17 protein-coding genes and 6 tRNA genes are annotated in these 19,498 nt (G+C 50.4%); 9 read left to right on the forward strand and 14 right to left on the reverse strand.

What is annotated here, in order from left to right; all coding sequences use genetic code 11:
• Positions 1–43: 43 nt before the first annotated feature.
• The 5 genes from crr to cysZ all read right to left on the reverse strand — a co-directional run bounded on the left by crr (position 44) and on the right by cysZ (position 4,834).
• Positions 44–553: a PTS glucose transporter subunit IIA gene (gene crr, locus AC0LWE_RS11640; RefSeq protein WP_015959941.1), complete on the reverse strand. Its 510-nt coding sequence runs from the start codon at positions 551–553 to the stop codon at positions 44–46.
• A 39-nt stretch (positions 554–592) separates the two neighbouring features.
• Entirely contained in the window at positions 593–2,320 is a 1,728-nt protein-coding gene (gene ptsI / locus AC0LWE_RS11645; protein ID WP_015959940.1) for a phosphoenolpyruvate-protein phosphotransferase PtsI, read from the reverse strand.
• A 43-nt stretch (positions 2,321–2,363) separates the two neighbouring features.
• Complete coding sequence (gene ptsH, locus AC0LWE_RS11650; protein WP_000487600.1) at positions 2,364–2,621, reverse strand: phosphocarrier protein Hpr; 258 nt, start codon at positions 2,619–2,621, stop codon at positions 2,364–2,366.
• 317 nt (positions 2,622–2,938) lie between these two features.
• Entirely contained in the window at positions 2,939–3,910 is a 972-nt protein-coding gene (gene cysK, locus AC0LWE_RS11655; protein ID WP_059179387.1) for a cysteine synthase A, read from the reverse strand.
• A 162-nt stretch (positions 3,911–4,072) separates the two neighbouring features.
• Positions 4,073–4,834, reverse strand: coding sequence for a sulfate transporter CysZ (gene cysZ, locus AC0LWE_RS11660; RefSeq protein WP_219347515.1), 762 nt, complete (start codon positions 4,832–4,834; stop codon positions 4,073–4,075).
• Positions 4,835–5,064: 230 nt separating this feature from the next.
• Here cysZ and zipA point away from each other — a divergent pair, with 230 nt between their 5' ends.
• The 3 genes from zipA to AC0LWE_RS11675 all read left to right on the forward strand — a co-directional run bounded on the left by zipA (position 5,065) and on the right by AC0LWE_RS11675 (position 8,318).
• Positions 5,065–6,018, forward strand: a complete 954-nt coding sequence (gene zipA, locus AC0LWE_RS11665) for a cell division protein ZipA (protein ID WP_219347516.1) — start codon at positions 5,065–5,067, stop codon at positions 6,016–6,018.
• 67 nt (positions 6,019–6,085) lie between these two features.
• On the forward strand, positions 6,086–8,101 hold the full coding sequence (gene ligA, locus AC0LWE_RS11670) for an NAD-dependent DNA ligase LigA (RefSeq protein ID WP_219347517.1): 2,016 nt from the start codon (positions 6,086–6,088) through the stop codon (positions 8,099–8,101).
• 1 nt (position 8,102) lies between these two features.
• Positions 8,103–8,318, forward strand: coding sequence for a DUF3820 family protein (locus AC0LWE_RS11675; protein WP_059179383.1), 216 nt, complete (start codon positions 8,103–8,105; stop codon positions 8,316–8,318).
• Here AC0LWE_RS11675 and AC0LWE_RS11680 read toward each other — a convergent pair.
• Positions 8,315–9,310 carry a bile acid:sodium symporter family protein gene (locus AC0LWE_RS11680; RefSeq protein WP_059179382.1) on the reverse strand — a complete coding sequence of 332 codons (996 nt, stop codon included), beginning with the start codon at positions 9,308–9,310 and terminating at the stop codon, positions 8,315–8,317. The genes AC0LWE_RS11675 and AC0LWE_RS11680 overlap by 4 nt on opposite strands.
• Positions 9,311–9,399: 89 nt before the next feature.
• Between AC0LWE_RS11680 and AC0LWE_RS11685 the strand changes: the two genes are divergently transcribed.
• On the forward strand, positions 9,400–10,335 hold the full coding sequence (locus tag AC0LWE_RS11685; protein WP_059179381.1) for a LysR family transcriptional regulator: 936 nt from the start codon (positions 9,400–9,402) through the stop codon (positions 10,333–10,335).
• On the opposite strand, the gene AC0LWE_RS11690 is transcribed toward AC0LWE_RS11685, so the two are convergent.
• The 5 genes from AC0LWE_RS11690 to AC0LWE_RS11710 form a co-directional block, all read right to left on the reverse strand.
• Entirely contained in the window at positions 10,332–10,679 is a 348-nt protein-coding gene (locus tag AC0LWE_RS11690) for a FlxA-like family protein (RefSeq protein WP_202667425.1), read from the reverse strand. The genes AC0LWE_RS11685 and AC0LWE_RS11690 overlap by 4 nt on opposite strands.
• A gap of 298 nt (positions 10,680–10,977) precedes the next feature.
• A tRNA-Lys gene (locus tag AC0LWE_RS11695) sits at positions 10,978–11,053 on the reverse strand.
• 3 nt (positions 11,054–11,056) lie between these two features.
• Positions 11,057–11,132 (reverse strand) — tRNA-Val (locus AC0LWE_RS11700).
• 36 nt (positions 11,133–11,168) lie between these two features.
• Positions 11,169–11,244 (reverse strand) — tRNA-Val (locus AC0LWE_RS11705).
• 44 nt (positions 11,245–11,288) lie between these two features.
• Positions 11,289–11,364 (reverse strand) — tRNA-Val (locus tag AC0LWE_RS11710).
• A 259-nt stretch (positions 11,365–11,623) separates the two neighbouring features.
• On the opposite strand from AC0LWE_RS11710, the gene gltX reads away from it, so the two are divergent.
• On the forward strand, positions 11,624–13,039 hold the full coding sequence (gene gltX / locus AC0LWE_RS11715) for a glutamate--tRNA ligase (RefSeq protein ID WP_219347518.1): 1,416 nt from the start codon (positions 11,624–11,626) through the stop codon (positions 13,037–13,039).
• A gap of 47 nt (positions 13,040–13,086) precedes the next feature.
• Here the strand turns inward: gltX and AC0LWE_RS11720 are convergent, their stop codons facing one another.
• Together AC0LWE_RS11720 and AC0LWE_RS11725 are read right to left on the reverse strand one after the other, a co-directional pair.
• Complete coding sequence (locus AC0LWE_RS11720; RefSeq protein ID WP_202667426.1) at positions 13,087–13,482, reverse strand: YfeC-like transcriptional regulator; 396 nt, start codon at positions 13,480–13,482, stop codon at positions 13,087–13,089.
• Positions 13,475–13,846 carry a YfeC-like transcriptional regulator gene (locus AC0LWE_RS11725; protein ID WP_202667427.1) on the reverse strand — a complete coding sequence of 124 codons (372 nt, stop codon included), beginning with the start codon at positions 13,844–13,846 and terminating at the stop codon, positions 13,475–13,477. The genes AC0LWE_RS11720 and AC0LWE_RS11725 overlap by 8 nt, the downstream gene beginning before the upstream one ends.
• A 217-nt stretch (positions 13,847–14,063) precedes the next feature.
• Here AC0LWE_RS11725 and AC0LWE_RS11730 point away from each other — a divergent pair.
• From AC0LWE_RS11730 to AC0LWE_RS11740, 3 genes are all read left to right on the forward strand, one after another.
• A tRNA-Ala gene (locus AC0LWE_RS11730) sits at positions 14,064–14,139 on the forward strand.
• A gap of 39 nt (positions 14,140–14,178) precedes the next feature.
• Positions 14,179–14,254 (forward strand) — tRNA-Ala (locus AC0LWE_RS11735).
• Between the two features lie 212 nt (positions 14,255–14,466).
• Positions 14,467–16,662, forward strand: a complete 2,196-nt coding sequence (locus tag AC0LWE_RS11740) for a sensor domain-containing phosphodiesterase (protein ID WP_202667428.1) — start codon at positions 14,467–14,469, stop codon at positions 16,660–16,662.
• 39 nt (positions 16,663–16,701) lie between these two features.
• Here AC0LWE_RS11740 and nupC read toward each other — a convergent pair whose 3' ends face one another.
• Complete coding sequence (gene nupC / locus AC0LWE_RS11745) at positions 16,702–17,889, reverse strand: nucleoside permease NupC (protein ID WP_059179375.1); 1,188 nt, start codon at positions 17,887–17,889, stop codon at positions 16,702–16,704.
• Between the two features lie 352 nt (positions 17,890–18,241).
• Here nupC and AC0LWE_RS11750 point away from each other — a divergent pair, with 352 nt between their 5' ends.
• Positions 18,242–19,480 carry an Nramp family divalent metal transporter gene (locus tag AC0LWE_RS11750; RefSeq protein WP_059179374.1) on the forward strand — a complete coding sequence of 413 codons (1,239 nt, stop codon included), beginning with the start codon at positions 18,242–18,244 and terminating at the stop codon, positions 19,478–19,480.
• Positions 19,481–19,498 lie beyond the last annotated feature (18 nt).

The raw sequence follows: 19,498 nt of genomic DNA on the forward strand, positions 1-19,498 counted from the left end.
CAAAAATGGCGCCCTAAGGCGCCATTTCTCTGTGCGGCAAGAATTACTTCTTGATGCGGATCACTGGGGTTTCACCCACGGTCACGCTGCCAGACAGTTTGATCAGTTCTTTGATTTCGTCCATGTTGGAGATAACAACCGGAGTCAGGGTAGACTTGGCTTTCTCTTCCAGCAGGGCCAGATCGAATTCGATCACGGTGTCGCCAACTTTCACACGTTGACCTTCTTCTGCGATACGTTTGAAGCCTTCGCCTTTCAGTTCGACAGTGTCGATACCGAAGTGAACGAACAGTTCGATACCGCTATCGGATTCGATAGAGAACGCATGGTTAGTTTCAAAAATTTTACCGATGGTGCCGTCAACAGGAGCAACCATTTTGTTGCCGGTTGGTTTGATAGCAATGCCATCACCAACAATTTTCTCGGCAAAAACAACATCCGGCACGTCTTCGATATTCACGATTTCGCCAGACAGCGGAGCAATAATCTCAATAGTTCCGGTGTCTTTCTTATCATCAGAAACCAGAGATTTCAGTTTATCGAACAAACCCATGATCTTCTCCTAAGCAGTAATTGGGCCGCATCTCGTGGATTAGCAGATTGTTTTTTCTTCAATGAACTTGTTAACCAGCGTCATTAACTCGTCCGTTGTCGGTTGAGCAAGAGCCTGCTCTGCTAACACCTTCGCATCTTCGAAGTTCGTGTTACGGATAATCTTCTTAATGCGCGGGATGGAAATGGCGCTCATAGAGAACTCGTCCAGACCCATACCCAGCAACAGAAGTGTAGCACGTTCGTCGCCTGCAAGCTCACCACACATGCCAGTCCATTTGCCTTCAGCATGAGAAGCATCAATAACTTGCTTGATCAGGTTGAGTACGGATGGTGACATTGGCTGGTAGAGATGTGAAATCATATCATTACCACGGTCAACTGCCAGGGTGTACTGCGTTAAATCATTGGTGCCGATACTAAAGAAATCAACTTCTTTGGCTAAATGACGAGCAATAACGGCGGCAGCAGGTGTTTCAACCATCACGCCGACTTCGATTGTCTCATCAAAGGCTTTGCCTTCGTCACGCAGTTCCTGTTTGTAGATTTCGATCTCTTTCTTCAGTGCACGCACTTCTTCAACAGAGATGATCATCGGGAACATAATGCGCAGTTTACCGAAGGACGATGCACGCAGAATCGCACGGACCTGATCGCGCAGGATCTCTTTACGGTCCATAGCGATACGTACTGCACGCCAGCCCAGGAACGGGTTCTCTTCTTTCGGGAAGTTCATGTACGGCAGTTCTTTGTCGCCGCCGATGTCCATGGTACGCACGATAACGGCCTGAGAGCCGCAGGCTTCAGCAACCGCTTTATAGGCTGCGAACTGCTCTTCTTCAGTTGGCAGGGCGTCACGGTCCATGAACAGGAATTCAGTACGGTACAGACCGACACCTTCCGCGCCGTTGCGCTCAGCGCCGTCTACGTCACGTACGGTACCGATGTTTGCGCACACTTCTACCTGATGACCGTCCAGCGTGATAGCTGGCAGATCTTTCAGTTTAGCGAGTTCGGTTTTTTCGGAAGCAACCTGCTCCTGAACCGCGCGCAGTTTCTCGATTTCTTCGTTGGTTGGATTGACGTAAACCAGATTGTTTACGGCATCCAGAATCAGATAATCGTCGTTCTTAACCTGAGAAGTAACGCTACCTGTACCCACGATCGCGGGCAGTTCAAGAGAACGCGCCATGATAGAGGTGTGGGAGGTACGGCCACCTGCGTCAGTGATGAAACCCAGCACCTTGTTCAGGTTCAGCTGTGCGGTTTCAGACGGCGTCAGGTCAGCGGCGACCAGGATAACTTCATCCTGAATTGAGCTGAGATCGATGATGGCCAGGCCTAAAATGTTACGTAGCAGGCGCTTACCGATGTCACGTACGTCAGCCGCACGTTCTTTCAGGTATTCATCATCGAGTTCTTCAAGGGCAGTTGCCTGACCTTCGATAATTTCATGCGCAGCCGCGTCGGCCGTCATGCCTTTATCTTTAATCAGGGCTATGATTTCCTGCTCAAGCTCCTCATCTTCGAGCAGCATGATGTGCCCTTCGAAGATGGCTTCTTTTTCTTCACCAAAAGTTTCACCAGCTTTAGTTTTGATCGCTTCCAGCTGCGCAGATGCCTTTGCACGACCGCTCAGAAAACGTTCAACTTCCTGATCAACCTTGTCGGCAGAAATTTTTTTCCGGTCGATGACGATCTCGTCTTCTTTCAGCAGAAGTGCTTTGCCGAAAGCGATACCCGGGGATGCTAAAATGCCTGAAATCATAACCCTACCTTACTTGTGACTGATATTAAAAAGAACCCGGAACTTACTCGAGCTCAGCCATCAGTTTTACCAGATGCTCAACTGCTTTCTGCTCGTCTTCACCCTCTGCAGAAATAGTCACTACGGTGCCCTGAGTCAGGCCCAGAGTCTGCAGTTTGAACAGGCTTTTGGCGCTAGCGCTTTTGCCGTTGGAGGTAACAGTGATCTCAGAAGTGAAGCCTTTAGCTTCTTTAACAAACTGAGCAGCAGGGCGGGTATGCAGACCGTTTGGAGCAGTAATGGTAACTTCTTGCTGGAACATTGTATTTCCCCAACTTATAGGTTTAGTGTTGTGGAACTAAAGTCTAGCCTGGCGGCTTAACTTTAGCCTGTCTTGTTAGCGCTGACGTTTCGCTCGTCATTAAACATTATGCAGTCAAAGCAAGACTTGAACCAAATCATAAAATCGATTCAGCAAGTCGATTTCTTACATTGATTAATTTCGCGCTTCAAAATAATTGTCAGGTTAAATACCAGACCCGACGGGGTGAATCAATGCCAGGAGGGGTAAAAGTTTGAAGTGGACCACAAAAAAGCACCCATTAGGGTGCTTTTTTACGCGTTTTTAACATGCTGGCATTACTGTTGCAGCTCTTTTTCGGTAAAGAGATCGGCAAACAGTGCAGTGCTTAAATAACGCTCACCCGAAGAGGGGAGGATAACCACTATATTCTTATTGGTAAAGGTTTCATCTTCCTGGAGTTTCAACGCAGCAGCCACTGCCGCGCCGGAAGAGATGCCCGCAAGAATACCTTCCTCATCCATCAGACGACGCGCCGTAGAGATGGCTTCTTCGTTAGTAATGGCAACGACTTTATCAATCAGCTTCAGATCCAGGTTACCTGGAATAAAGCCTGCGCCGATACCCTGAATTTTATGCGGGCCCGGTTTCAGCTCTTCACCTGCCAGTGCTTGGGCAATAACCGGAGAATCCGTTGGTTCAACCGCAACGGTAATCAGATCTTTTTTGCCTTTCGTGCCTTTAATATAACGGCTAACGCCTGTCAGGGTACCGCCAGTGCCAACACCGGAAATAAATACGTCAACCTGACCGTCCGTGTCTTCCCAAATTTCAGGACCGGTTGTTTTCTCGTGAATTTCCGGGTTTGCTGGGTTGCTGAACTGCTGGAGCAGCAGATATTTAGCCGGATCGCCTGCAACGATTTCTTCTGCTTTCTGAATGGCACCTTTCATGCCTTTTGCGCCTTCGGTCAGAACCAAATTAGCACCCAGCGCTTTCAGCAGTTTGCGACGCTCAATGCTCATGGTTTCTGGCATGGTCAGCGTGAGTTTATAACCTCGCGCTGCAGCAACATAAGCGAGGGCAATACCGGTGTTGCCACTGGTAGGTTCAACCAGTTCAATACCAGGCTTCAGAACGCCGCGTTTTTCGGCATCCCAAATCATATTTGCACCGATGCGGCACTTCACGCTGAAGCTCGGGTTACGTGATTCGACCTTCACCAGAATGCGTCCATTACCGATACGGTTCAGTCGAACCAAGGGCGTATGACCGATCGTCAACGAGTTGTCTTCGTAAATCTTACTCATGGCCTGTCCTTAACTGTATGAAATTGGGATACCGCTCCAGCATACCTGTTGAGAAGGTATGGGGAAGTAAGGAAATCGCATATCTATATGCTGTTGAGAAATAATGCGTTCAAGTATGGAATAAGGCGCGGCATAAGCCACTCCGGTTTACACAGGTTTGCACTATTTCCATAACGCATGTTTATCGCGATAACAGTCCACCCACATGGCTGTCGCACCGCAAACGGCAACAGGCATGATGAACAAATTCAGCACCGGAATCATGGTGAACAGGCTGGTGAGTGCGCCAAACTGCATGTTGATCACTTTTTGACTGCGAAGGGCGGTGCGCATCGTCTTGAACGGCACTTTGTGATTGTCGAACGGATAGTCGCAATATTGTATGGCCAGCATCCACGCACTGAACAGGAACCACAGAACGGGAGCCACAGTCTGGCCGATGCCGGGAATAAAATAGAGAATGAGCAGCATAATGGCACGCGGCAAATACCAGGCAAATTTCTGCCATTCACGCTTCATGATGCGCGGCACATCTTTCATGATGCCGAACACGCCGGTATCGGGCGGCGTAGCGCCTGTCAGCCGGGCTTCCAGTTGTTCAGCCAGCAGCCCATTAAACGGGGCAGCTATCCAGTTGGCTATCGTCGAGAAGAAATAGCCAAAAACCAACAGGACCGAAATGACCACAATCGGCCATAACAGATAGCTAAGCCACTGCAGCCAGTCTGGAACGTGACTCATGATGGAGGGCACCCAACTTTCGAGTTGGGTAAACAGCCACCAGAATGCGGCGCCCATCAGTAATATATTGATCAGTAAAGGCATGATCACAAAGCGTCGGATGCCTGGCAGGGAGACCAGTTTCCATCCCTGTGAAAAATACCCAATGCCGCTGCGTGGGGCTAAATTTGAGGTTGAAACCATAACCAGGCTGTACTCCTTTTTTCACAACCAGTGGAATTGCTCACCTATATTATCGAGTTATGGATCAATGACCAGTTCGGAAATGTTCGAAAAAACAGCAAAAAGCACGATTTCATCCATCTTTATGCTGTGAATGCTCCGCACACACTTGCACTTGACGTAATCGGCAAATACTCTTAGTGAGTAAATGTTTGCCGTGGTGGCAAGGTGTTAGAACAACAGAGAATATAATGATGCAGGATTTGCGTCTGATATTAATCATTGTTGGCGCGATCGCCATACTTGCTTTACTGGTACATGGTTTTTGGACCAGCCGTAAAGAACGTTCGTCTATGTTTCGCGATCGCCCACTGAAGCGCATGAAGTCTCACCGTAATGATGACGGTGATGACGACATCGAAGATAACGACGACGAGGGCGTGGGTGAAGTGCGCGTCCATCGGGTCAATACGGCGCCCGGCGTAGGCCATGGGGAGCAAGAAGCGCCTCGTCAGTCTCCGCAGCATCAGTATCAGCCGCCGTATGCTTCTGCACAGCCGCGTCCGCAGAGTCCTCCGCCTGTGGAAGAGCCGGTCCGCCAGCCACAACCGCAGCCTGTGCATCAACAGCCTGTCGCGCAGCCACAGTCGGTTCCGCAGCATCAGCCTGTGCAACCTGTTCAGCAGCCGCAGCCAGAACCTCAGCCTGTCCAGACTCAGCCTGCACCGCCTGTTGATCCAGAACCGGTTGTAGAAGAAGCGCCAGTGGTTGAAAAACCGCAGCGTAAAGAAACGGTCATCATCATGAACGTGGCGGCTCACCATGGCACCCAGCTTAATGGTGAGTTACTGCTTAACAGTATTCAGCAGGCTGGCTTTAAATTTGGCGATATGAACATTTTCCATCGTCATTTAAGCCCTGATGGCAGTGGTCCTGCGCTGTTTAGCCTGGCCAATATGGTGAACCCAGGGACGTTTGATCCGGAAATGACCGGTGATTTCCTTACGCCGGGTATCACTATCTTTATGCAGGTGCCGTCTTACGGTGATGAACTGCAAAACTTTAAGCTGATGCTGCAATCCGCTCAGCATATCGCTGATGAAGTCGGCGGTATGGTACTCGACGATCAACGTCGTATGATGACGCCGCAGAAACTGCGCGAATATCAGGATCGCATCCGCGAAGTTAAGGAAGCCAACGCGTAATACCTGCGTGTCTTCCCCTCCTCCAGAACCCCCGCATGTCGGGGGTTTTTCTCATTGATGGTGCGTTATGGACTCAATCGAACAACAACTGACACAGCTAAGAACCACACTTCGCCATCATGAATATCTTTATCATGTGATGGACGCCCCGGAAGTCCCGGATGCGGAATATGACCGTCTAATGTGTGAGTTGCGCGAGCTGGAAGCGCAGCACCCCGAGCTTATTACGCCTGATTCACCGACCCAGCGCGTGGGTGCCGCGCCGCTGGCATCCTTCAGCCAGGTGCGTCACGAAGTCCCTATGCTTTCGCTGGACAACGTTTTCGATGAAGAGAGTTTTCTCGCGTTCAACAAGCGCGTTCAGGACCGGCTAAAAAGCGCGGATTCCCTGACCTGGTGCTGTGAGCTAAAGCTTGATGGATTGGCCGTCAGTATTCTGTATGAAAATGGTCTGCTGGTGCGCGCTGCGACGCGCGGCGATGGGACAACGGGCGAAGATATCACCGCCAACGTACGGACCATTCGCGCCATCCCGTTAACGCTGCGTGGTGACAATATTCCCGCGCGTCTTGAAGTGCGTGGTGAAGTTTTCCTCCCGCAGAAGGGCTTTGAGAAGATCAACGACGAAGCGCGTCGTACGGGCGGAAAAATTTTCGCCAACCCGCGAAATGCGGCGGCAGGGTCGTTGCGCCAGCTGGATCCGCGCATTACGGCGAAGCGACCGCTCACGTTCTTCTGCTACGGCGTCGGTATTCTGGAAGGGGGCGAATTGCCTGATACCCATCTGGGACGTTTGCTGCAGTTTAAAGCGTGGGGCTTGCCGGTCAGCAACCGCGTACAGCTGTGCGACTCTCCCGAAGCCGTGCTGGCGTTTTATCACAAGGTGGAAGAAGACCGCCCGTCGCTGGGGTTTGATATTGACGGCGTGGTGATCAAAGTGAATTCCCTGGCGCTTCAGGAACAGTTGGGCTTCGTCGCCCGCGCGCCGCGCTGGGCCGTTGCGTTTAAATTCCCGGCTCAGGAGCAAATGACTTTTGTGCGCGACGTGGAGTTCCAGGTGGGACGCACGGGCGCTATCACACCCGTTGCGCGCCTGGAGCCGGTGCAGGTGGCTGGCGTACTGGTCAGCAATGCGACTTTGCATAATGCCGACGAAATTGCCCGCCTGGGCCTGCGTATTGGCGATAAAGTCGTTATTCGCCGCGCCGGTGATGTCATTCCGCAGGTCGTTAACGTCGTGGAGTCTGAGCGTCCTGACGATACCCGTGAGATTGTTTTCCCGGCCCATTGCCCGGTCTGTGGCTCCGATGTCGAACGTGTTGAAGGTGAAGTGGTAACGCGCTGTACGGGCGGCTTGATTTGTGGTGCTCAGCGTAAAGAGGCCCTCAAGCACTTCGTATCGCGTCGGGCATTAGATGTGGACGGGATGGGCGATAAAATCATCGACCAACTGGTCGAGAAAGAGTATGTCCACACGGCTGCCGATCTGTTCCGCCTGACTGCAGGTAAGCTGACCGGGCTCGATCGAATGGGACCGAAGTCCGCGCAAAACGTCGTTAACGCGCTGGAGAAAGCCAAAGAAACGACGTTTGCCCGCTTCCTGTATGCGCTGGGGATTCGCGAAGTGGGTGAGGCGACAGCGGCAGGTCTGGCGGCTCATTTCGGTACGCTTGAGCAGCTTGAAAAGGCGACGATTGACGACCTGCAAAAAGTGCCCGATGTCGGGATTGTGGTCGCCACTCACGTCTTTAACTTCTTTGCTGAAGAGAGTAACCGCGACGTAATCGGCAAACTGCTGGAAGAGGGTATTCACTGGCCCGCACCGGTTGTTATCAACGCCGAAGAAATCGACAGCCCGTTTGCGGGCAAAACGGTGGTACTCACTGGCAGTCTGAGCCAGCTTTCGCGTGACGATGCCAAAGCGCGTTTGGTGGCGCTGGGCGCAAAAGTAGCGGGCAGCGTATCGAAGAAAACCGATCTGGTGATTGCCGGTGAAGCGGCAGGCTCGAAACTGGCGAAAGCCCAGGAACTGGGCATTGAGGTTATCGACGAAGCCGAAATGATTAGGCTACTGGGAGAGTAACGTGGAGAAAGAACAGCTCATCGAGATCGCCAATACCGAAATGCCTTTTGGGAAATACAAAGGCCGTCGGCTGATTGATGTTCCAGAAGAGTATTTTCTGTGGTTCGCGCGAAAGGATGAGTTTCCTGCCGGCCGACTGGGCGAGCTGATGGCTATCACGCTGCTCATTAAATCAGAAGGGCTGAGCCATCTGGTTCAGCCCCTCAAACGGCCTTAAGCTTTTGCGGCGTGGGTCTCTTCCTGCGCCAGCTTTTCGGTTTGACGTTTATAGCGTCGTGCCATCACCGCGCACACCATCAGCTGGATCTGGTGGAAGATCATCAGCGGCAGCACCATCATCCCAATGACCGACGTCGGGAACAGAATATTGGCCATCGGTATGCCATTCGCCAGACTCTTTTTCGACCCGCAGAAGACGATGGTGATTTCATCGGCTTTATTAAACCCGAATCGACGCGCGGCAAACATGTTCACCGCAATAATTATCGCCAGCAGCACACAGCTCACCAGCGCAATAAACAGCAACGAACCGATGCCGACTTTGTGCCAGATACCGTTCACGACGGCTTCACCAAACGCGGAATAGACCACCAGCAAAATCGACGTCTGATCAGTTTTGCCAATCCACTTTTTATTTCTCGCCACAAAGTCGCCAATCCATGGGCGAGAAAGATGGCCCAGCACAAATGGCAGCAGCAACTGCAGGCAGATTTTGCCCACCTGTTCCAGATTGCCTTCCGCACCATGCATGTTCATCAATAGCCCGACCAGCAGCGGCGAAACAAAAATCCCTAACAGACTTGAGGCTGACGCCGAACAGACTGCCGCCGCCACGTTGCCTCCGGCCAGAGACGTAAAGGCAATGGCTGACTGCACTGTCGCCGGCAAAATGCACAGATAGAGGAAGCCGGTATAAAGCGCGGGATCGACATTTACCGGTGCCCACCACGCGAATAGCACGCCGAGGATCGGGAATATCACAAACGTACTGCACATCACCCACAGATGCAGTCGCCAGTGACTGCCGCCTGCAATGATGGCTTCACGGGAGAGTTTTGCACCGTGCATGAAGAACAGCAGGGCAATGGCTGCGGTCGTTAAACCTTCAACGAAAGGAACGAAGCTGCCGCGGGCCGGGAAAAATGAGGCCAGCAGCACGACGGCAATCAGGGTAAGAGTAAAGGGATCGAGAATGCGAAAGAGTTTCATAAACGCTCCTGAAAACAGATTTCGCTATTGTGCTTTGTTCTGTTTGAGAAATAAAATCGATTTATTGCATCCATTCATGAATTAAAAATATGAATTATTCTCTACGTCAGCTTCGTGTTTTTGTCACCGTCGCGCAGGCCAAAAGTTTTAGCCGCGCCGGTGAGATAATTGGCCTGAGCCAGTCGGCGGTAAGCCACAGCGTGAAAGAGCTGGAGCTACAGACCGGCGTGCGTCTTCTGGATCGAACCACGCGTGAAGTGGTGCTCACTGAAGCGGGGCAGCAGCTGGCTTTACGCCTTGAAAGACTGTTGGATGAACTTAATAGCACTCTGCGTGATGTGGGCCGAGTCGGACAGCAGCTTTCCGGAACGGTGCGCGTGGCAGCAAGCCAGACGATTTCAGCGCATCTCATTCCGCAGTGTATTGCTGAAAGTAATCAGTGTTATCCCGATATCAATTTTGTGCTGCATGACCGGCCACAGCAATGGGTGCTGGAGAGCATTCGTCAGGGGGATGTCGATTTTGGGATTGTTATCGACCCCGGTCCGGTCACGGATCTTGAGTGCGAGATGGTGCTCTCTGAGCCTTTCTTGTTGTTATGTCGTGACGATGACCCGCTGGCGGCCTTGCCAGAGGTCACGTGGCAGGCACTCCAGGGGGCGAATCTGGTGCTGCAGGATTATGCGTCCGGAAGCCGCCCGCTGATTGACATGGCGCTGGCCGAGCAAAACGTTAAGGCGATAATCGTGCAGGAAATTGGTCATCCTGCGACGCTATTCCCGATGGTTGAGGCGGGGATTGGTATCAGTGTGTTACCTGCGCTTGCACTGCCGCTGCCTCAGGGAAGTCGGCTGGTTGTAAAGCGTTTTACGCCATGTATCGAACGCAAGTTGATGCTGGCGCGGCGCAAAAACCGCTCACTTTCAGGGGCGGCTCACGCATTATGGGAAGTCGTTCGTATGCAGGCACAGCAATTAATGGAGGCCCGCATACGCGATCCGCTGTTTAACGCAACTGACGATTAGATGTAGATATCGATCTGATTACTGTCTGTCGGTGAATTCACACCTTCGGCTTTGCCCTGTTGTTGCGCTTGTTTTTGTTGGCTTTCTTCGGCTTGCTGGCGCTGTAACTGTGCCAGTTGGGCCTGTAGCATTTTGAGCTGCTCCTGAATGAGCTCAGCCTGCTTTTTCTTTTCTTCGACGCTGCCACTCCCGCTTGTGACATCTTTAAGCTGTTGGGTCAGCTTGGTGATCTTCGTCATAAGGCGGCTGATCTGTGATGAGATGTCATTGCTCGTTGAGCTACTGCCACTGCTACCGCTGCTGCTCGTCTGAAGTGAAGGGGTAGATGCCTGGATAGTTGTCATGTTATTTCCTCTCGCCATAAAACAAGAATATCGGCATTTGTAACAATAGCTTGAGTGTACCTGCCAGATTTAGCAGGTCAGAATGCAGTAAAATCGAAATGTGCAGGGGCAGGGCGCTGATGAAAAGTCTATTGAGCAGACGCCTTAATTTCAGGCAGTTCGTGTTGATACTCAAGTAACGTTAAGCTTTTGCATTAGTAGGTCGTGCAGGATGATTGGCGCTGCTCGAACCTGCTGCTGGCTCGAATCGTTCAAATCGCAGATAGCAAAAAAGCGCCTTTAGGGCGCTTTTTTACATTGGTGGGTCGTGCAGGATTCGAACCTGCGACCAATTGATTAAAAGTCAACTGCTCTACCAACTGAGCTAACGACCCGAATGGTGGGTGATGACGGGCTCGAACCGCCGACCCCCTCCGTGTAAAGGAGGTGCTCTACCAACTGAGCTAATCACCCATTTCGGTACTACTCAGATAAGAAACTTTTTGAGAATGGTGGGCGATGACGGGCTCGAACCGCCGACCCCCTCCGTGTAAAGGAGATGCTCTACCAACTGAGCTAATCGCCCAATCTCAAATTCTTATCTACACTGCGGAGTCTACGTGAAGTAGATGGTGGGTGATGACGGGCTCGAACCGCCGACCCCCTCCGTGTAAAGGAGGTGCTCTACCAACTGAGCTAATCACCCCCGCTGTGTGGAGTCGCATTATAGGGAGAGTTGAAAATGAGTCAACGCCTTTTCTAAAGTTTTCGTTCGTTCGTCGTAAAATTAGACAAAAGGATTGCTAAACCACCCATGCAGCATGATTTCTAAACAAAATTAGTAAACCTGCACGTCAAACAGGCAACATCATTGAGGAATCGCCCCACAGTGATAGAATATTGCCCATTGTTTTTTTCCCAGCATTTGCCGGTCGTCGGCATCGTTCATAACGTAAGGCCATTTCATGAAAATCAAAACTCGCTTCGCGCCCAGCCCGACAGGTTATTTGCACGTCGGTGGAGCACGTACTGCTCTCTATTCCTGGCTTTTTGCACGTAACCACGGCGGTGAGTTCGTGTTACGTATTGAAGACACCGATCTTGAGCGCTCCACGCCGGAAGCCATCGAAGCCATTATGGATGGGATGAACTGGCTGAATCTGGAGTGGGATGAAGGCCCGTACTTCCAGACCAAGCGTTTTGACCGTTATAACGCGGTAATTGATGACATGATCGTCGCGGGCACAGCCTATAAGTGCTATTGCTCAAAAGAGCGTCTGGATGCATTACGCGAAGAACAAATGGCGAATGGCGATAAACCTCGCTACGACGGCCGCTGCCGCCACAGCCACGAACATCACGCTGATGATGAACCCTGCGTTGTACGTTTCGCTAATCCACAAGACGGTTCCGTTATTTTTGACGATCAGATCCGTGGCCCGATTGAAATCAGCAATCACGAGTTGGACGATCTTATTATCCGTCGCACCGATGGTTCTCCAACCTATAACTTCTGTGTCGTCGTCGATGACTGGGATATGGAGATCTCTCACGTTATCCGTGGCGAAGACCATATCAACAACACCCCGCGCCAGATCAACATCCTGAAAGCGTTGAATGCGCCGGTGCCGGTTTACGCACACGTTTCTATGATCAATGGCGACGACGGTAAGAAACTGTCTAAACGCCACGGTGCAGTGAGCGTGATGCAGTACCGTGATGACGGCTATTTGCCTGAAGCGTTGCTGAACTACCTGGTGCGTTTGGGGTGGTCCAGTGGCGATCAGGAAATCTTTAGTCGCGAAGAGATGATCAAGCTGTTCTCTCTGAGCGCGGTAAGTAAGTCAGCCAGTGCGTTTAACACCGATAAACTGCTGTGGCTGAATCACCATTACATTAACACCATGCAGCCTGAGTACGTGGCGACCTATCTGCAATGGCATATTGAGCAGGCTAACATTGATACCCGCACTGGCCCTGAGCTCGCGGATCTGGTGAAACTGCTTGGTGAGCGCTGCAAGACGCTTAAAGAAATCGCTGAAAGCTGCCGCTATTTTTATGAAGAGTTCGATGCGTTTGATGCGGATGCAGCAAAAAAACACCTGCGCCCGGTTGCGCGTCAGCCTCTGGAAGTGGTGCGCGATAAACTGGCTGCCATTACCGAATGGTCAGCAGAAAATGTTCATCATGCGATTCAGGCAACCGCAGACGAGCTCGAAATCGGTATGGGTAAAGTCGGTATGCCACTGCGCGTCGCGGTGACAGGTGCAGGCCAGTCACCCGGCCTGGACGTAACGGTCCACGCCATTGGTAAGACTCGTAGCGTTGCGCGCATTAACAAAGCCCTGGACTTTATTGCTGAGCGCGAAAGTCAGCAGTAATCCTTCTCAACAGACGATAATTAAACGGCAGGTTTCCCTGCCGTTTTTTATGCGTGCTCTTCAGCAATACCGAGACGGTTGAGAAATCCCTGGATGCCCTCACGTGTCAGTAGTGCTGCAAGCCGTTCCTGCTCGGTTTGGGTCATATTTTCCAGTGTATCGATAACCTGACGCAACACACGAGGTGGGGTAGTGCCACCGTATGTGGCTGACGGCTCAGCAAGATGATAGGTGACCTGACGGTTACGAATGGCGGGCAAGTTAACGATGTGCTCGCGGACCCTGGCGTCAATATGAATGAGCCTTGCCCGTCCACCTTTCACACCGTTTATACCCTCTGTTTTCCAGCCTTGCTTGCGCACCCAGCGGTTTACCGTTTGCTTGGCCACGCCAAGACTTTCGGCCAACTCTTCCGTGGTCATTTTGCTCCGTAATTTATTCATATGAGTTCTGGTCACGTATTCCTAAACGTTGTAATAATCCGGAAATCCCTTCCCGCAGTAACAGCGTGGTCAGCTGCTTTTGTTCATCCGGTGTCATTTCATTTGCCAGTGTCAGGAGCAGCGCGTTAAGTGCGTTAAGGTTTGCACTGCCTTCCGATAGCTGAGGGTCGTCTGTTATTCGACAGGCAGAACGAATAAATTCCCTGACTTTTTCATTCACATGTACCAAACGCGCTTTTCCGCCCTGAACTCCCGGCCTTGGTGAAGTTTTCCAACCCTCTTTACGTACCCATTTATTGATGGTCTGACGGCTATAGCCCGTGAGCCGGGACAGCTCCTCCGGCGTCATTCGTTCCTTGATCATACAATCACCTGAGTATCAGTAGGGTTAATTAGTGGTTCATCTTATAGCACCCTTTTACGTGAAAACGTGACAGGCTTAACTTAGGACTGCGAGCCGCTTCGCAATGTGCTTTATTTGCCTGATTTTTCGACGATTGAAAGAGTGGAGCTGATTTTGCCGTTGACACACTTCAATGGAATTCATATTATGCCGCCCGTCAACACGACAGCTTTACGTTGGGGCTATAGCTCAGCTGGGAGAGCGCTTGCATGGCATGCAAGAGGTCAGCGGTTCGATCCCGCTTAGCTCCACCAAATTCTTATCCAGAAGAGTTTGGAACGTAAAGACACTGTGGGGCTATAGCTCAGCTGGGAGAGCGCTTGCATGGCATGCAAGAGGTCAGCGGTTCGATCCCGCTTAGCTCCACCAAATTCAGACCCTCGCCGAATGGCGGGGGTTTTTTTATGGTAATGTAAAAAACATCCCTCCCTTTGTTGCAAAACAACGTATTTCTTATACGGCGAGTAAACCTTTGGCAAAAACGCTGGCGACCCTTAAAGGGAGACTTGCTTCGCGGAATTAATAAACTTACTATTCTTACGCATTAACGCACTGTCAGGTAAATGAGGTTGCTAACCGTAATGACAAAAAAAATTCTTGAAAGCTTAAGAATATTCGCAATCGCTTCAATTATTTGCCTGCTGACTCTTCCTCTTTCCCGCTATATCTCCCCTCGTGCAATTGTTAATGATAATGATATATATCTTGCCTGGCTTCCGCTGAGCGTAATGCTGGCGGTTATTTTATTATTTGGCCGACATGCGATCGCACCCATTATTGTTAGCACTGCACTTATTAATGCCTGGGGTTTACATTTAACGCTCATACAGTCATTAGCGTTATTGTTTTGCCAGGTATTTTCTGTGTTGGTTGTCTGCGGTATTATGCGATGGCAGCTTGGGCGACGATGGCGGTTTGGAGTCCCTAATCGAAACATAGGGATACAGATTTTTTGGTTGGGTTTTATACTCCCCATTAGCATTAAATTATCTATGTTTTTGATAGGATATTTACTCCATTTCCCTGTGATGCTGTCGAATTATTTTGGCGTAGGCTCAGCAATGGATAACGTTATCGATGTTCAGAGCCTAATATCGTCTGCAATAATATTCACAATGATGTTTTATTACCCCTTGAGGATGATGATTAATCCTCGTTATGCGATGAAAATTTGGCGGTATCACGTCAGACCTTCTTTTTCTAAAAAACATATCTTTTTTACATTATTCTGGTTGATGCTTCTGATCGCTGTACTGATTGCCCTGTGCACGCCTTTTCGTGCAAATTACATTGCAGGCTATCTGGTTCCGGTCATATTTATCCTGTTCACTATTGGTATTAGCCGATTAAGCTATATTGTGATTTCGTTCAGTTGGGCAATCTGCGTATTTTTGCTACTCACCTATAACGGAAATTTCCTTTACGGTGTAGAGAATGGCTACTCCCTGGCATTTGTTCTCTCCGTTCTGATTTCGTTCACGCTATGCCTGCTTTACATGTCACGTATCTATCAGCATGGAGAGTGGTTAAAGCAGGGTTGGCAGGAGAGGGCATTGACCGACCCCTTAACGGGCTTACCTAATATGCGCGCTCTGGAGGATTTTCTTGAAAAACACCCGCACTTCCACGTGTGTTGCTTGCGCATAGCCAACCTGGAGTTTCTAAGTCGGCATTATGGGATGATGATGCGCGTAAACTGTAAGCGTGAAGTTACGAGCGCTCTACAGCCGTTTTTACTGACCGATGAAAAACTTTTCCAACTACCGGGTAGCGAGTTGGTACTTGTACTGAACGGCACCGAAACGGCTGCGCGCTTGCAGCACATTGTTGACCATCTTAATAATCGAAGAATTTACTGGAACAACACAGCCCTTGATGTCGAATTTGGTGCATCCTGGGGGAGCATGAGCGATGAATGGGGTGAGAAGCTACATCATGTGCTGGGTCAACTGAGTTGGTTATCAGAGCAGTCCTGTGCAAATCAAACCGTATTAGCATTAACACACAGCCTGGCAACGATATCTGATCAGACGACGGAACGCGTTTTCCTGTTGAGTCGTGTCAAACGCGCTCTCACTGAGGGCGGTTTGCGTCTGTATGTGCAACCCATTCAGAATGCTGAAGGCGGGGGATATCACGAAATCCTGACGCGGCTGGAAAGTGATGGCGAATTGATTTTCCCCGACCAATTCATCCCACTCTTTGCACAATTTAACCTCAGCAGGCGTTTTGACCTGAGCGTGGTGGAAGCCATGGTGATATGGTTGGCGGATCATCCTGTGTCGCACCCTTACGCTCGGTTCTCGGTCAATCTCATGCCACTCACGCTGATGCATAAAGAGACAGCATCAGAGATTATTGCTCTATTTAAACGCCATGGCGTCTCTTGCGCAGCGGTGATTATCGAAGTCACTGAAGAGCAGGCTTTTTCTGAGTCTGAAAGCAGTATTTTTAATATCCAGAAGCTGCGTGAATTCGGATTCAAAATTGCCATTGATGATTTCGGTACGGGCTATGCTAACTACGAGCGGCTGAAACGTCTGGAGGCAGACGTTATAAAAATAGATGGCTGTTTTATAAAGGATATTTGTACCGACAGCATGGACGCGATGATCGTGAAATCGATCTGTAATCTGGCGAAAACCAAATCACTGAGCGTTGTTGCTGAATATGTTGAAACGCAAGAGCAGCGACAGATGCTTTTGGCGTTTGGTGTGGATTACCTTCAAGGCTATCTGATTGGGAAGCCACGCCCGATTGAGGAATTACAGGCATAAAAAAACCGGAGGCTTAGCACCTCCGGTTTTTTCTTCTGATTACAGTACCAAGGCTGCGATAGACGCAGACAGCACGCTCACCAGAGTTGAACCATAAACCAGTTTCAGACCAAAGCGGGAAACCACGTTTCCTTGCTCTTCGTTCAGGCCTTTAATCGCGCCTGCGATAATACCGATTGAAGAGAAGTTAGCGAAGGACACCAGGAAGACTGACAGAATGCCTTCTGCGCGCGGGGAGAGCGTGCTGGCAATTTTCTGCAGATCCATCATCGCAACGAATTCGTTGGAAACCAGTTTGGTGGCCATAATACTACCGACCTGCAGTGCTTCATGCGCCGGAACACCCATTACCCAGGCAATCGGGTAGAAGATGTAACCCAGAATCCCCTGGAAGGAGATGCCCAGTACGGCAGCGAACAGGGCGTTCAACGCAGCGATCAGCGCGATAAAACCGATCAACATGGCAGCAACGATAATGGCAACTTTAAAGCCAGCCAGAATGTATTCACCCAGCATTTCGAAGAAGCTCTGGCCTTCGTGCAGGTTAGACATCTGGATATTTTCTTCGCTGGCATCAACGCGGTAAGGGTTGATCAGGGACAGAACGATAAAGGTGCTGAACATGTTCAGAACCAGCGCTGCGACCACGTATTTCGGTTCCAGCATCGTCATGTATGCACCCACGATAGACATGGATACAGTCGACATTGCGGTTGCCGCCATGGTGTACATGCGGTTGCGAGACATTTTGCCCAGGATATCTTTATACGCGATAAAGTTCTCAGACTGGCCCAGAATCAGGGAGCTGACGGCGTTGAAAGACTCCAGTTTACCCATACCGTTGACTTTGGATAACAGGAAGCCAATTGCGCGGATAATCACTGGCAGAACACGAATGTGCTGCAGAATACCGATCAGTGCAGAGATAAAGACGATTGGGCACAGCACTTTCAGGAAGAAGAATGCCAGACCTTGATCGTTCATACTGCCAAAGACGAAGTTGGTCCCTTCGTTAGCAAATCCGAGCAGTTTTTCGAACATTTCGGAAAAGCCTCTGACGAAACCAAGGCCAATGTTGGAGTTCAGGAAGAACCACGCAAGTAAAACTTCAATGACGAGCAGTTGTATAACATAGCGAATACGAATGTTTTTGCGGTCAGTGCTGACCAGCAATGCAAGTGCAGTAACGACAACAAGTGCCAGGACAAAATGAAGGACGCGGTCCATATTTGCTCCAAATATGAGGCAGGTTTAATTTCCGTGCACATTCTATGTAACAAGTGCAAAGAAAACGAGATCAAGACCACACTATAGTTACATCCTGTGACGAGTCTCAAAAATAGTGATCAACCATACATTTCTGTTATGTTATGTAAATGAGTGAAAAGTTACGTTTGTGTGCTAGGCTTCACAAAAGATGATTCACTTTCGCTGTTGGTTCTAATAATTCCAAAACGTCCTGCCTTGCTATTGTTCTTCACTATCAATGAAATCGCTATAACCCATTTAAATGATCTTGATAATCATTCTCGTTTTGATAGCATGAAACATAGCAAAGGCTATATCTGCAGAGGTAGAAATGAATAACAGTCGCGTTGAGGGTAGCAGTGGTAGAGCAGCGCGCAAGTTGCGGTTCGCATTAATGGGACCGGCGTTCATTGCTGCGATTGGTTACATTGATCCAGGTAACTTTGCGACCAATATTCAGGCTGGGGCCAGCTTCGGCTATAAATTGCTGTGGGTTGTCGTGTGGGCAAACCTGATGGCGATGCTGATTCAAGTGTTATCCGCGAAGCTTGGGATCGCGACGGGAAAAAACCTGGCGGAACAAATTCGCGATCATTATCCCCGCCCGGTCGTATGGTTTTACTGGGTTCAGGCGGAAATCATCGCGATGGCGACCGATCTCGCGGAATTTATTGGCGCGGCCATAGGTTTCAAACTGATCCTCGGCGTTTCGCTCCTTCAGGGCGCAGTACTGACGGGGATTGCCACTTTCCTTATTCTGATGTTGCAGCGGCGGGGGCAAAAACCGCTGGAACTGGTCATCGGCGGTCTGCTGTTATTCGTTGCGGCAGCGTATATTGTTGAGCTCGTGTTTTCGCAGCCGAATCTGGTGCAGTTGAGCAAAGGTATGGCAATACCCAGCCTGCCAACCTCGGAAGCTGTGTTTCTGGCAGCCGGTGTTCTGGGCGCGACGATCATGCCGCATGTTATCTATCTCCACTCGTCGTTGACGCAAAATGCGCATGATGGCACCCGGCAGGAACGCTATTCGGCAACCAAATGGGATGTGGGTATTGCGATGACGATCGCCGGATTCGTTAATCTTGCCATGATGGCGACTGCTGCAGCGGCGTTTCATTTTAACGGTCACACCGGCGTTGCCGATCTTGATCAGGCGTATCTGACGCTGGAACCGCTGCTGAGCCATGCGGCAGCAACCATTTTTGGTCTAAGCCTGGTCGCCGCGGGGCTTTCATCGACGGTGGTCGGTACGCTGGCAGGGCAGGTCGTTATGCAGGGCTTCGTGCGTTTCCACATTCCGCTGTGGGTACGCCGCTCCGTCACCATGATGCCTTCATTTATCGTCATTCTGATGGGGCTGGACCCCACCCGAATTTTGGTGATGAGTCAGGTATTGCTGAGCTTTGGTATCGCACTGGCGCTGGTACCGCTGCTGATTTTTACAGGCAATCAATCGCTGATGGGTGATTTGGTCAATTCGACGCTGGTTAAACGTATCGGATGGATGATCGTGGTACTGGTGGTGGCGCTGAACCTGTGGCTGCTGATTGGCACGCTGCTGGGGTTGTAAGACAACCAGACTGAAATA

This window comes from Lelliottia sp. RD5, from assembly GCF_056032945.1.